Origin of the sequence: Sphingobium sp. B7D2B, assembly GCF_025961895.1 — a bacterium.
Taxonomy (GTDB): Bacteria; Pseudomonadota; Alphaproteobacteria; order Sphingomonadales; family Sphingomonadaceae; genus Sphingobium.
The window spans coordinates 621,633-635,830 of sequence record NZ_JAOQOM010000001.1 but is presented as its reverse complement, the minus strand read 5'-3'; the positions used below and the strand labels follow the sequence as shown (position 1 = coordinate 635,830).

Sequence of the window (14,198 nt, the reverse complement as noted above, 5' to 3'; positions counted from 1 at the left end):
TCGCATCGCAACCGCCGCCCCGCCGCCGATCATCAGAACGAACGCTTCACAGTCAGGCGCCACTGCCGCGGCGCGGCCGGGAAGCCGTTCACCGTGCCATTGGTCGCACGGTTATCCAGATAAGCGTAGTAATAAAGCTTGTTCGTCAGGTTCATGACGTTCGCAATCACCTGCCAATCGCCGCCCGGAGCATCCCAGGTCAGGCCTGCATTGAGCAGCGTATAGGCGGGCACCTTGTTGAACGTCGTATTGGGGATCGACGTCTGGAAGCTGGACTGGAACGTCATGTCCAGTCGTGGCGTCAGAGTGCCGAAATTGGCCGTATCGATGCGATACTGGGCGCTCGCGCTGCCCTTCCAGTCGGAGATCAGCGGGAACTTGGAGTCCAGCGTGGTGCCGGCGCTGATCGCCGTCGCCTGCAGCGACTTGAAGCCGATGTTGATGTAGCCAACCGCGGCTTGCAGCGTCAGGTTGCTGGTCGGGCGAGCGGTCAGCTCCAGTTCGCCGCCCTTGGTCACCGCCTTGCCGACGTTCAGCAGCGCGCTGCACGGCTGTGCATAGCTTGCCAGAGGCACATCCGGATAAGCCGGGTTGGCCGGGCACGCGCTGACCGGGAGCTGGAGATCGGTGTAGTTGCCATAGAAGAAGCTGCCGTTGACGCGCAGCTTGCGGTCGAACAGGTCGCTCTTGAAGCCAACCTCATAGGAGGTCAGCTTTTCGGGCGCGAACGGGATGACCTGGTAGATATTGTACGGCCGCGGGTTGATGCCGCCGCCCTTGAAGCCGGTCGCGACCGACGCGTAGGTCATGATCGTGGGGGTCCACTGGTACTGCGCTGCAATGCGATAATCGACATTGTCGCCCTTGAAGGTGCCCGAGGCGCCATTCACCGGGCAGACCGCCACATTGACGATCGTCCCGCCCGCTTCGGGGCAGGGCAGATAGGGCGGGCCATCGGGATGGCCGCCGAGCTGCGTGCCCGGCACGCCGAGGCGGCCGAACTTGAAGGTCTTTTCCTGCTTCGAGTAGCGCAGCCCGCCGATCAGCTGCAGCTTGTCGGTCACGCTCCAGTCGACGTTGCCGAACACGGCATAGGTCTTCGCGGGCACGCGATCCCGCCCGATGAAGTCGAAGGGCGGGATGTCGATGCGCGAATCCAGCGCAGTAAACTCATCCATGAAGAAGCCGCCGAGCGTCAGATTAACCGCATCCTGCATCAGGCTGGCATTCACGCGCAGCTCCTGCGTCACCTCGCGATAGGTCAGCGCATTGAAGCTCTGCGCCAGCGGGACGGGCGTCGCATCATTATCCTGCGAGAACTCCATCTTCTGCTTGCGATAGGCTGTGATCGACTTGAACGAGACATTGTCGGCAAGCTTGTAGTCGATCGTCAGAGAGACGCCGCCGCCCTTGGTCGCCGAGCTTGAATCCAGGCAATAGGCGCCCGAGCGGCTGCTCGGGGTCGGGTCGCAATAGGTCGCGTAGTTGGTATAGGGGCTCGTGCTGAAGCTGTCGCCAGCGAACGCGCCGAACGGGGAATAGCTGATGAATTGCGACGCGCCGGTCGCGGTGCCGATGCTGACGCCATTGATGCTGTTCTTGGGCGTCAGGCTGTCATTGCGGGCATAAAGCAGTGTCTGCGGCGTGCCTTCCGACTTGTCGCTGACATAGTCCGCAGCAAGGTTAACCTCGAGCGCATCAGTGGGCACCCAGCGCAACTGGACGCGCCCGGCTGCCACGGCCTTCCCGCCTTCAGTGCCGAGCTTGCAGTTCGCATCGCGCGCGAAGGACGGAACCTCCGTACCCGGATGCGTGCAGGCATAATCGTACCGCGTGACATAGCCATCCTTGTGATCGGTCACGCCGGTGATGCGCATGAACAGGCGATCGGGCACCAGCGTCATGTCCGCTGCCGCATTCACGCGCACATTATTGTAGCTTCCGTAAGAGAGCGAGATGAACCCGCCGCCATTGCCGGTCGGCTTCTTGGAATACAGCTTCACCGAGCCGCCGATCGAGTTCTGCCCGGCCAACGTGCCCTGCGGACCGCGCAGGACCTCGATGCGATCGAGGTCGACCAGATCGAAGTTCGCGCCAGCGATGGTGCCGTAATAGACGTCGTCGATATAGGTGCCGACGCCGGGCGACACGGCGGGATTGAAGTCCACCTGGCCCACGCCGCGAATGAAGGACTGAACCGACGGACCGGCGCCAGCAGGAGCCGGCTGGAGCACGACGTTAGGGGCCTGGGCTGCGATATCGCTGACGGTGGTCAGCCCCTGCGCGGCGATCGTCTCAGCCGACAAGGCCGTGATCGCGAGCGGCGTTTTCTGGGCGCTCTGGCCACGGAACTGCGCGGTCACGACGATTTCGCTGATGCCGTCCTCGGCCTGTGCGGTCGGTTCCGCCTGATTGACGGGTGCCGTCGACGGAGCCGCCTCCTGCGCGAAGGCGGGTGCCGCACAAGCGATTGCCATCGCGCCGACCGCGACGGAGTTGCGCAACCAGGTCGCGCCGTTGATATGCCAGATGCTCATGGTCTTCATTCCCTCCTAAAAGCACCGCTCTCTACGAGCGGGCCGAACCATTGAATTTCAATCGATTGCAAAACTGAATGAAAAAGAAGGCGCCGGGCGCCCGGAATTACTGCTTTGGTTTCAGGTCGTTGCCAGCGCCAGTTGGGTGGCTGGCACCCATGTGCCATGCACCTGAGCGCGCGAGGGCAGCGGCACATGCACCTTGGCAACCGGCCCCGCCCCGACCGCGCCAGCATCGATGACCCATAGCTGCGAGGCGAAGGCCTGATCGCCGACCTGGCGATCGACCACAGCAAGCAGCCACCCGTCATGCCCCGGCGCGGCCGAGGGCACATGAACGGGCTCGCTGATTGCGTGACCGGGCGGCAGTGCGAGCGCGTCGAGCCCGCCATGCGCCACATCGATGCGGATGAGCATGTTGAAGGTCATGCCGACCGGGCCGCCGGGCAGCGGAGGCGGCCCCTTCGGATTGACCGTCAGATACCAGCCGAAGCTGTACGGCAGGCCGGTATCGGCATCGCGAATGCGCGGCATGTCGCCCGGAGGGCCGAGCGGCCGTCCTTCGTAGGAAGAGCCATCCTTGCTGAGGTCGAACGTCCAGCGTTCGAAGGCACCGCGGATCTCCTGCTGCGCGCGCTGGATTCCTCCCGCTTCGCGCATGAACGGAAATGCGTTCGTGTCGGATACGAAGATATCGAGATGAACCCGATCGCCTTCATCATACGCGTTCATGATATGGAAAGCAGACGCGCCAGCCGCGCCTTCGAACCAGCGCATCGCAGCGACATCGCCATCGCGCGGCATGATTCCAACGCGGCAGGTCAGGTCCTGCTCATGGGCCCATTTCGGCCCGCCGATGCGCAGCCGCTCAAGATCGGTGGTGGTCGGAAAAATCGGGAAAATCGCGCGGCTCTTCGTGATCGCAAAGTCATGGATCATGCCGCCATAGGGCTGGTCGAACCACTGCTCGCGAACCAGGTTGCCGTCGCGATCGGCAATCCCATAGGCGATCGCCCGCGAACATTCGCCATCGGCCTCATAGCCGAAGAAAAACAATTCGCCGGTCTCGGGATCGATCCGCGAATGGGCCGTCATCGTCTCCGATTTGAGGGCGCCGCCGAAATCCCAGGCACCGAGCGTGTCCAGGGTCGTCGGGTCCACGCGATAGGCGCGGCCATCCTCCTTCGTCATGAACAGCCGACCTGCATGCCAAAGCGGCGTCGTGTTCGCGACCGTGCGATCAACCCCCGCAACGCTGGGGTCATCGGTAAAGGGATTGCGATACTGGCCGAACAGCGCGCGCCGGGCTTCGCGCTCGGCCGCATAACGCGCGGTTTCGACATAGCGAATGTCATAATCCACAGCGCCGTGTTCGAACTTGAAACGCGCGATCATCCCGTCTCCCGACAGGATATGATCGTCATCGAACATGGGCGGGTGGGCCGGATCCGGGACCGCGCGAAAGAAGGCGCCTTCAATCTCGGACGGGATCTCGCCTTCCACCAGCAGGTTGCGGACAGACGCTTCGGTGCGAACAGGCGTATTAAGGCCCGTGAAATGAATGGTCTGAGGAAAAGCGGTCATGACAGGACTCCGGCAGAGCTAATCCGCCGCAGTTGGTCCGCATCTAGCGAATCGCCGATTATCTGACCGCCCGCCATCCCAAGCCCCTCACATCTATCTCTTTTCAGCATCTTAAGATGCTTCAGCCCTATAAATATTCACCGTCCGGCCGATCGTCTGGCCATGACGCGCCGGCGCCGATACCAACATCGCGCGGACGGGGCCACAAAAAAACAGACAATTTGAGGAAAACCACACAGAATGCTCATGGCATATACTGCGCAATAGCGAGTGCTACGGGGCAGGGCGCTTTATGATTGGCAGAGCCCGGTAGCCCGCGTCGCAGGTCAGGTGCTGCGGATCAGGCCTTCCATGGCAGCGGATGCTTCCTCGGCTGCGCCCGCGGCGACGGCATCAAACAGCGCCCAATGTTCGCGCACGGTTTCGCGCGGCGTGCTGCTGCCGCCCTGAAATTCGGTATACCACAGCACAAAAGTGCCAAGGCTGTTGCCCAGATTGACCAGCGGGGGATTGGCCGTCGCCTGTAACAGCACTTCATAGAACTGGCGGTTCGCCGCCTGTCCCTTCTCGCTTGTCAGGCCAAAACGTTCCATGTCCTGCAAAGCCTCGCGCATTCTCGCGATCTGCTGGAGCGTGCGCCGCTGCGCTGCAAGGCTCGCAATTGCGGGCTCAATGATCAGCCGCATCTCGACCAATCCCTCGAGCACGGATGTGGAGGCGCCGCCCTCGAACATCCACTCCATCACGTCCGGGTCAAGCAACGCCCAGCGCGTGATGGGCATGACAACGGTGCCGGTGCGCTGGCGGGACTCAACCAGGCCCTTGGCGGCAAGCACACGGATCGCCTCACGGTAGGCGCTGCGGGAAACGCTCAGCTCATCGCTGGCATTGAGCTCAGTCGCGAGGATATCGCCGGGATGATGCTTGCCCGTTACGATCGCCACGCCGAGATCGTGCGCGATCCGACGGTGCAGGCTCGTTTTCTGCCGCTTCAGCTGCACCGGCCGGCGGCTCGCCTTGTTCGTTGCGGATTTTGTCATTGCCCACCCATGGTTGCGCCGAGTTTTGCAGCGTCAGCTAGCCGGATTGCGGCCTTAAAGCCAGCACGGCGCGCACAAGCTGTCAGATTATGCAGCGAATTTATGCCTTTGCCGCTCGTGCAGAGAGCGCTGGCGCGACGAACTCTCAGCCGATTTGCGATGGCGCGGCGGGGTCGGAACCGGGCGTCCCCGCGTTCGTGACGCTCTAAGAAGATCGGAATACGGGGCGCTCAACAGCCGTTTTCCGATGTGCGCGGCTGTCCATGCAGGAATGGGGTACGAAATTGGAGCCATCATGCCATCAGCAAGACCGCCAATCTTGCCAATGATCTGTTTTTTTGCGACCAAGCTCCGCCTCACCGGTCCTCGACTGGTGTTTATGGTCTGACAATTCTGCGGTACCCATGTTTCTGCATCCCCATCGTCAGCCTGCGAGAGCCTTCGGGCGATAGAGAGGAAGTCTATATGAGTAATGAGTCATTTTCGCGCCGCAGCTTGTTGTCTGCCGGCATCGGCGCTGCTGGTGTCGCCACTGCACTCCCGGCCATGGCCGCTGCCCAAACGAGCGCAGCGGCCGCGCGGCAGCAGCAGATCTCCGACATGACCGGAAAGGCGCTGACGCCGCCGAGCTTCGAATTCGCATTCGAAATCAAGATCGAGCTGGGCAAGCGCCTGCGTTACGGCCCGACCTTCTGGGGCATGGATCGCGGCTATGTTGGTGTTCTCGGCGGCACCGTGAAAGGCCCCAAGCTGAACGGCAAGATCATCCCGCACAGCGGTGGCGATTGGCCGACGGTGAAGCCGGACGACACGGTGCGGTTCGACGCCCGCTACCTGATCGAGGCCGATGACGGCACCATTATTGAGCTGCACAACACCGGCGTTCGCTATGGCAGCAAAGAGGTGCTGGAACGGATGCGCAAATATGAGCCGGTCGATCCTTCCGAATATTATATGGGCCTCACCCCGCGCTTCGATGCGCCGGTTGGCCCGCACGACTGGCTGAGCCGCACGATTTTCGTCGGCAAGGCAGACCGCCGCGAGTCTCAATCCATCTTCACTTACTGGGCGATGGTGTAACAAGTCCGGCTGCCCCGGGGGCTGTGTGCTCGGCTGATGCCGTCGCGCCCCCCCGGGGACGGCCATTCTTAGCCATCACGCCAGATGGTCGGGATGCTCGGGATCGATCTCCTTCCAGGTGGAACCGGGATAAAAAAATAGCGGCTCCTCGTCATATACGAGAAGCCGCTATAGCAGCCATCAGCGCTGACTGATGATCCGTCCCGCCTAGGGAATATCATGTCGCGCCAGCGTCCACTTGCTGTCACTGCAAAGCGAACAATCCGCGCCCCGGAACACCTGGGCCGCCTTCTTGTCGCCTTGTAATTGCCATTGCAGCCAAGCGCCGGTCACCCGGCTATATTCGTCTTCATCCGGCGGCCCCCAATATTGCGCGGTATGGCCCGCGCCGGCACGATAGGCCCAGACCGCCGGCACAGAGCCCAACCGGCTGAAATCATCCTTGCTGTTCGCATGGGCGCCATCGGACGGATCGCCGCTGAAATAGGCGATGGGCACTTTGACTCGCGCCAGATCGGCTTTGGTCACGCGCGCACCCGGCAGACCGCCCGGACCGGTGGACCAAACCCCGCTGTTGAGGATGACCGCTGTCGTCACCCGAGGATCGGCCACCGTCACCGCCAGCGCCTGCAGCCCGCCACAGGAATGGCCCATCACGGCAACATGGCGCGTGTCGACCCGTTTGAAATAGGCGCTACCGCGACGCTGGCTCTCCGCCGCAGCCCAATCGATCGCCCTGCTCAGTTCCACGGATTCGGAAGGGCCAGGCGCGTTGAAATCGATCGGGCCCGTCGGCATGTAGGGCTCGGCGTCATGATCCGTCTCGTATCGCGCATCGCCGATCTGCCCGACCGCAATCACCAAAAAGCCCCGCGATGCGATATCCGTCAGGAACCTGCGGTAGCGATTGCCCACCGCCGCGCAGCCGCCATTCCCCCAGGCGACGATCGGCATACGGCCTTTGACGCCCTCAGGGCGATAAACGACGTGGTTGGGCAAGCTCGGCACCGTCTCCATCGTCACCGTGAACGGCCCGGTACGCGGCAAAAGCCTGACCGATTCAACAGGTGCCGCCGGAGTCGGAGTTGGAGCCGCCAAAAGTGAAGCCGGCCAGCTAAGGCCGACCACGACTATTGCGATGATGGCATACTCCTCAACGCGGGTACCGATCGATTTCAGACCCGTCTCAAGCGACAGTCTTCTAAACATCTGATGCAGTCCTTATGGAGGATTTAGCCGCCTGCCAGCTATTCGATCCACTGGCATGCGGGAGTTCGTTGGAACCCATTTTCTGCAATTGCAAGGTGAAAGCAAGGCGGGCGTCGTGATTGCATCGCTACCAAAATTCAGCAGCGCATAAACTTTGAAGATACTGCGCCCTCAGACACCTGAGAAATCAAGCGTCTGGACATTGGTTACGCTACACAATCGTTTAAGTTCAGATCAGGAAAAATTGCCTGACACAGCGTCCTGTTGCGAAAGGACGCTGCCATTTCGACCCTGTTATCTGAGCGATAGATCAATCCTGCGTGGTAGCCTGTCCTATCTGCGCCAACGCCGCGGCGCGCTTGCGCTCGCTCCCCGGGCACAGCAGCGCATCGCCGATCAGCAGCAGGGTGGGATCGTCGCGCCCGATGGTGCGCACGAGAAAGGCCAGCGCATCGAGCCGGCCGCGCAGCAGGCGCTCATCCGGGCGGGAGACATTGACGGCGACCATGACCGGTGTCTCCGGGGGCAGTCCGGCGGCAATCAGGTTGCGGGCAATTTCCGGCGCGGCGTCGCGGCCCATATAGATGGCGAGCGTCGCTTCGCCCGCCGCGAGGCGCGTCCAATCCACATCGAGCGGCTCCTTGCCCCGCGCATGGGCGGTGAGGAAGGTGAGTTGCCGTGCCGCACCGCGCAAGGTGAGCGAGACGAGACCGCTGGCGGCCGCGGCGCTGGCAGCCGTGATGCCGGGGCAGATGTAGACAGGGATGCCATGCGCGGCACAGGCCGTCAGTTCCTCCGTCGAGCGGCCGAAGATCGAGGGATCCCCGCCCTTCAGGCGCACCACTCGCCGTCCGGCCAGCGCCGCCGCGACGATCAGCTGGTCGATCGTCGCCTGATCCTTGCTGTGGCGGCCCGAGCGCTTGCCGACGCTGACATGCTCGGCCTGCGGGGCAAGATCGAGAATGTCTCGCCCGGCCAGCGCATCGTAGAACACCACATCGGCCTGTTCGAGCAGGCGCAGGGCCTTGCGGGTAAGCAGATCGGGATCGCCCGGCCCGGCACCGACGAGCCAGATAGTGCCGGGTACAAATGCTTCAGCCATGAACGGCCTCCTTCTTTTCGGCAGCGATGAGCTGCGCAATGGCGGGGCGGCAGGAGCCGCAATTGGTGCCGGCGCCGAGCGCCGCGCCAATGGCGGCGACATCGACGCGATCCTGCGCGCGAATGGCCGCGACGATGGCGTGGAGACCCACGCCGAAGCAGGCGCAGATGATCGGGCCAACATCGACCTGCGCGCCCGGTGCGCGACCAGCGAGCACCTGCGGCCCCTGCGGCTGGGCAAGCTGGCCGATGAGCCAGTCGCGCGCCGGCAGGTCGCCGTCGCGGGTGACGAACAGCACGGCAGCGAGGCGCCCGTCCTGCAGGATCGCGACGCGCCGCGTGCCGCGTGAGGGATCGCTCGCCTCGATGCGCTGACCGCGGGGCAGGGCCGCATCAAGCGCGGCGGGATCGCCCTCCCCGGCCAGCTCATAGAGCGCGCCATTGGGCACGGCGATGCGCGTCGCCCAGAGGCAATGCGGTGCCTTGGGGGCGCCCAGTGCCGAGCCGTGGAGGATGAGGAAGCCGCGCCAGTCGACCGCGACCGGCTCGACGCGCGCGGGCGTCATCTTGAAGCCGGGCTGACCACTGTGCGGATCAACCAGCGGGCGCGCGAGCAGGCCGGTGCGCCCGCCGGTGGACTGGCAATCGGCCCAGTGGATCGGCGTGAACGCCTCGCCCCGGCGCTGGCCGGGCATATGCGCGACGCGGAACAGGCTCTCGCCCTGCGGCGTCACCACGCGCGCCAGTGCGCGGTCTTCCAGCCCCAGTTCAGCGGCATCGGCGGGATGCACCTCGACCAGCGGCTCCTCGCGATGGCGGGCGAGTTTGGGGCTGAGGCCCGTGCGTGTCATCGTATGCCACTGATCGCGATAACGCCCGGTGTTGAGCGTCATCGGCCAGTCGCGCAACTGCGCCTCGGCCTCGCGCTGGACGACCGGCACCAGCCGCGCCTTGCCGTCCGGGGTGGAGAAGCGCCCATCGGCAAAGGGCGTGCCGCCCCATTGGAAAGGTTCGAGCGCGTCATAATCCGCATTGCCCAGCGCCACCTTGTCGCGCAGGTCGAGCAGGCGGGCGCCCTCATTGCAATAGGTGGTCAAGCGGGCATGTTCGCGCCAGATTTCCGCCGGATGCGCATAGCCAAAGGCCGTGCGCCAGCCCATGCGGCGGCCGACTTCCTTGATGATCCACCAGTCCGGCTTCGCCTCGCCGGGCAGCGGTAGCACCGCGCGCTGGCGGCTGACGCGCCGCTCGCTGTTGGTGACGGTGCCATCCTTCTCCCCCCACGCAGCGGCGGGCAGGCGCACATGGGCGAAGCGGGTGGTATCGGTATCGGCCATCACGTCCGAGACGACGACGAACGGGCAAGTCTCCAGCGCCTCGCGCACGCGGGCGGCATCCGGCAGCGAGACGGCGGGATTGGTCGCCATCACCCACAGTGCCTTGATGCGCCCTTCCGCAATGGCGCGGAACATGTCCACTGCCTTGAGGCCCGGCTTGGTCGCCATGCGCTCGGCGGCCCAGAAGCGTCCGACCTCGGCCACGTCCTCCTCGCCAAAACCGCGATGCGCGGCCAGCGTCGTCGCCAGCCCGCCCACCTCGCGCCCGCCCATGGCATTGGGCTGGCCGGTGATCGAGAAGGGGGCCGCGCCCGGCTTGCCGATGCGGCCGGTGGCGAGATGGACATTGACGATCGCATTCACCTGATCGGTGCCGCGGATCGACTGGTTGATGCCCTGGCTGAACAGGGTGACGGTGCGCGGCGTGGCCGCAAAAAGGTCGTAGAAGCGCTGGAGATCGGCAGGGGGAAGGTCGCAGGTCTTTGCGATGCTCCACAAATCATGGTCGCGCTCAAGCGCTTCCCAGAAAGCCTCCGGCGCGGCGACGTGATCGGCGAGAAACGTTGCATCCACCAGCCCTTCGCGACGGCAGTGCGCGAGCAGCCCGTTCATCAGCGCCACATCCGTGCCCGGCTTGAGCGCAAGATGCAGGTCGGCATCCTCGCACGTCTCGGTGCGGCGCGGATCGATGACGATGATTTTCGTGCCGCGCTCGGCCCTCGCAGCCATGATCCGCTGATAGACGATGGGGTGGCACCATGCGGTATTCGAGCCGACGAGCACAATCAGGTCGGCCGCATCGAGATCGTCATAGCTGGCGGGCACGATATCCTCGCCGAACGCGCGCTGATGGCCCGCCACCGCGCTGGACATGCACAGGCGCGAATTGGTGTCGATGTTCGCCGAGCCAATGAACCCCTTCATCAGTTTGTTGGCGACGTAATAGTCCTCGGTCAGTAACTGGCCCGATACGTAGAAGGCGACGCTGTCCGGCCCGTGGCGCGCTATCGTTTCGCGGAAGCGGCGGGCCACGAGATCGAGCGCTTTGTCCCAGCCGGCCTGCTTGTTGCCGATCATCGGGTGGAGCAGACGGCCCTCCAGCCCGACCGTCTCGCCCAGATGCGTGCCCTTGGAACACAGCCGCCCGCGATTGGCCGGGTGATCGGGATCGCCCTTGATCGCCATGCTGCGCGGGCCGGTGGGCATCGCGAGAATGCCGCAGCCGACGCCGCAATAAGCGCAGGTGGTGCGGATTGCAGTCATCTCCCCTCCTCTTCAGAGGAGGGGCAGGGGGTGGTGCTGGACAGTTCCGATGATGCGCTGAGCGCGCGATGCTGAAGCATCGCCACCACCCCAACCCCTCCTCTGAAGAGGAAGGGCTTCTGCTTGTGAGCCCCCATCACGCCGCCGCCTGCAGCGTGCCGGTGCGGCAGATCAGCACCCGACCGCCATCGACCTTCACGGGAATCGTCGGCGTGCAGCCCTTGTCCTCACCCTGCGCCTCTCCGGTCGCCAGCGCGATGTTCCAGTTGTGCAGCGGGCAGGCGACACTGTGGCCATGGACGATGCCCTGGCTCAGCGGGCCGCCCTTGTGCGGGCAGCGGTTGCGCAGGGCAAAGACCTTGTCGTCCCCGGTGCGGAACACGGCGATCTCCCCGGCGCCATCCACGGTGACGGTGCGGCTGCCGCGCACGGGAATCTCGTTCACCCAGCCGATGTCGAGCCAATCGCCGATCATGCCATTTCCTCCGCTTTGACGGGTTTGAACTGCGCCATATGTGCGTGCTGCTCGCGCTCTCCGCCTTCCGCGCGCGACGCCCAGGGGTCGTCCTGACTGAAGCTCTGCGAATAAAGGAAGCGGGCGCACAGGGCCTCGCGCCCCACTTCGTCCTCGACGATGCGCTGCTTCACATAATCGATGCCGACCCGCTCGACCCAGGGGGCGGTGCGCTCCAGATAGCGGGCTTCTTCGCGGTAGAGCTGGATGTAAGCCGCGCAATAATCGAGCACCTGCTGCTCGGTGAAGACGCGGCAGAGGAGGTCCGTGGCGCGCACATGGATTCCGCCATTGCCCGCCACATGCAGCTCATAGCCCGAGTCCACGCAGACCACGCCGAAATCCTTGATCGTCGCTTCCGCGCAATTGCGGGGGCAGCCGGAGACAGCGATCTTGAACTTGTGGGGCATCCACGAGCCCCAGCTCATCTTCTCCAGCCGCACGCCAAGCCCGGTGGAATCCTGCGTGCCGAAGCGGCACCAATCGCTGCCCACGCAGGTCTTCACCGTGCGCAGCGCTTTGCCATAGGCATGGCCCGAGACCATGCCGGCGGCATTGAGATCCGCCCAGACGGCGGGCAGATCCTCCTTCTTGATGCCGAAGATGTCGAGCCGCTGGCCGCCGGTGACCTTGACCATCGGCGCCTCATATTTCTCGACCACATCGGCGATGGCGCGCAGCTCGCGCGGATTGGTGAGGCCGCCCCACATGCGCGGCACGACCGAATAAGTGCCGTCCTTCTGGATGTTGGCATGGAGGCGTTCGTTGACGAAGCGGCTCTGCTGGTCGTCCACATAGTCACCCGGCAGGGCGCAGAGCAGATAATAATTGAGCGCGGGACGGCAGGAGGCGCAGCCATCCGGCGTGGTCCAGTGCAGCTTCTGCATCACCTCGGGGATCGACCGCATGCCCTGCGCGACGATCTCCCGGCGCACATCGTCATGGGTGAAGCTGGTGCATTTGCACATCGTCTTGGGACCGGACTGGACATCATCGCCCAGCGTGATCGCCAGCAATGTCTCGACGAGGCCCGTGCAGGAGCCGCAGCTGGCCGAGGCCTTGCAGGTCGCGCGCACCGCATCGAGGCTGTGGGCGCCCTTGGCGATGCAGGAGACGACCTGCCCCTTGGAAACGCCGTTGCAGCCGCAAATCTCGGCATCGTCCGAGAGCGCCGCAACGGCCGCCTTAGGGTCCGCCTGCCCACCCCCGGAGGCGAAGGCCTGGCCGAAGATCAGCAGATCGCGCAGGTCCGCGATGCTCTCCCCCTTCTTGAGAAGGTCGAAATACCAGCTGCCATCCGCCGTATCGCCATAAAGCACCGCGCCGACGATACGGTCATCCTGCAGCACGAGGCGCTTGTAGACGCCCCGGCTGGCATCGCGCAGCACGATGTCCTCGCAGCCTGCGCCCGCGCCGGAGAAATCGCCCGCGGAGAAGACGTCGATGCCCGAGACCTTGAGCTTGGTGGAGGTAACCGAACCGCGATAGGGGTTGACCTTGCCGGTGAGGCCGTCCGCCAGGCTGCGGCACATGTCCCACAAGGGCGCGACGAGGCCGTAGACCTGCCCGTCATGCTCGACGCATTCGCCGACGGCCAGAATCGCGGGGTCCGAGGTAACCATATGATCGTCGACCTTGATGCCGCGACCGACCTCGAGCCCCGCCTCGCGCGCCAACGCGACAGAAGGGCGGATGCCGACGGCCATGACGACGAGGCTGGCGGGGATCTCGCGGCCATCTTTCAGGCGCACGCCCTCGACCTTGCCCTGCCCAAAGATTTCAGCGGTATCGGCACCGGTGAGGATGGTCTGGCCACGCGCCTCCAGCGCCGTCTTGAGCAGCCAGCCCGCGGCTTCATCAAGCTGGCGCTCCATGAGCGTGCCGGGCAGGTGCAGCACCGTCACCTTCATGCCGCGCAGGGAGAGTCCGTGCGCCGCCTCCAGCCCGAGCAACCCGCCACCGATCACGATCGCCTCGCCGCCACCCCCGTTATTTTTGGCATCGGCTGCGGCGACCATCGTGTCGACATCCTTCATGTCGCGGAAGCTGATGACGCCGGGCAAGTCATACCCGGGTACGGGGATGATGAACGGGTCCGATCCGGTGGCGATGAGCAGGCGGTCATAAGCGACGATCCGGCCCGAACGGCTGGTGACGGTGCGCGCGGCACGATCGATAGCGATGACCGGATCGCTCATGATCAGATCGATGCCGTTCTCCCGATACCAGTCGGCCGTATTGATGACGATCTCGTCAAAGCTCTTTTCCCCGGCCAGCACGGGGGAGAGCATGATGCGGTTATAGTTCACATGCGGCTCGGCGCCGAAGATGGTGACGCGGTAGCGCCCGGCATCGCGCGCCAGCAGCTCCTCGACGGCGCGGCAACCGGCCATGCCATTGCCGATTACCACCAGATGTTCGCGGGGCGCGGCGCTGCCGCCCGATGCCCCTTCCGATGGTCCCGCCTCCGGTGCTGCCCCTCCGCCCCGATAATCCTGGAAGTCCATGTGCCTTGCTCCAAAACGAAAAAAGC

9 protein-coding genes are annotated in these 14,198 nt (G+C 64.3%); 1 reads left to right on the top strand and 8 read right to left on the bottom strand.

The annotated features are described in order from the left end of the window. Positions 1–32: 32 nt before the first annotated feature. The 3 genes from M2341_RS02835 to M2341_RS02825 form a co-directional block, all read right to left on the bottom strand. A complete protein-coding gene (locus tag M2341_RS02835; RefSeq protein WP_264584141.1) occupies positions 33–2,537 on the bottom strand; it encodes a TonB-dependent receptor in 2,505 nt (834 codons plus the stop codon). A gap of 120 nt (positions 2,538–2,657) precedes the next feature. After that, positions 2,658–4,121, bottom strand: coding sequence for a carotenoid oxygenase family protein (locus M2341_RS02830; RefSeq protein WP_264584140.1), 1,464 nt, complete (start codon positions 4,119–4,121; stop codon positions 2,658–2,660). A gap of 326 nt (positions 4,122–4,447) precedes the next feature. Next, complete coding sequence (locus M2341_RS02825) at positions 4,448–5,161, bottom strand: FadR/GntR family transcriptional regulator (RefSeq protein WP_181560778.1); 714 nt, start codon at positions 5,159–5,161, stop codon at positions 4,448–4,450. A 465-nt stretch (positions 5,162–5,626) separates the two neighbouring features. Between M2341_RS02825 and M2341_RS02820 the strand changes: the two genes are divergently transcribed. Then, positions 5,627–6,241 (top strand): DUF3237 family protein, encoded by a 615-nt coding sequence (locus M2341_RS02820; protein ID WP_264574327.1) that lies wholly within the window; start codon positions 5,627–5,629, stop codon positions 6,239–6,241. A gap of 207 nt (positions 6,242–6,448) precedes the next feature. Here the strand turns inward: M2341_RS02820 and M2341_RS02815 are convergent, their stop codons facing one another. From M2341_RS02815 to nirB, 5 genes are all read right to left on the bottom strand, one after another. Then, positions 6,449–7,288: a dienelactone hydrolase family protein gene (locus M2341_RS02815; RefSeq protein WP_264584139.1), complete on the bottom strand. Its 840-nt coding sequence runs from the start codon at positions 7,286–7,288 to the stop codon at positions 6,449–6,451. A gap of 472 nt (positions 7,289–7,760) precedes the next feature. Further along, positions 7,761–8,552, bottom strand: a complete 792-nt coding sequence (cobA, locus tag M2341_RS02810; protein ID WP_264584138.1) for a uroporphyrinogen-III C-methyltransferase — start codon at positions 8,550–8,552, stop codon at positions 7,761–7,763. Beyond that, positions 8,545–11,151: a nitrate reductase gene (locus tag M2341_RS02805; protein WP_264584137.1), complete on the bottom strand. Its 2,607-nt coding sequence runs from the start codon at positions 11,149–11,151 to the stop codon at positions 8,545–8,547. Before M2341_RS02805 ends, cobA begins: the two co-directional genes overlap by 8 nt. 136 nt (positions 11,152–11,287) lie before the next feature. Next, positions 11,288–11,626, bottom strand: coding sequence for a nitrite reductase small subunit NirD (gene nirD / locus M2341_RS02800; protein ID WP_264574324.1), 339 nt, complete (start codon positions 11,624–11,626; stop codon positions 11,288–11,290). Then, complete coding sequence (nirB, locus tag M2341_RS02795) at positions 11,623–14,172, bottom strand: nitrite reductase large subunit NirB (RefSeq protein WP_264584136.1); 2,550 nt, start codon at positions 14,170–14,172, stop codon at positions 11,623–11,625. Before nirB ends, nirD begins: the two co-directional genes overlap by 4 nt. Positions 14,173–14,198: the final 26 nt, after the last annotated feature.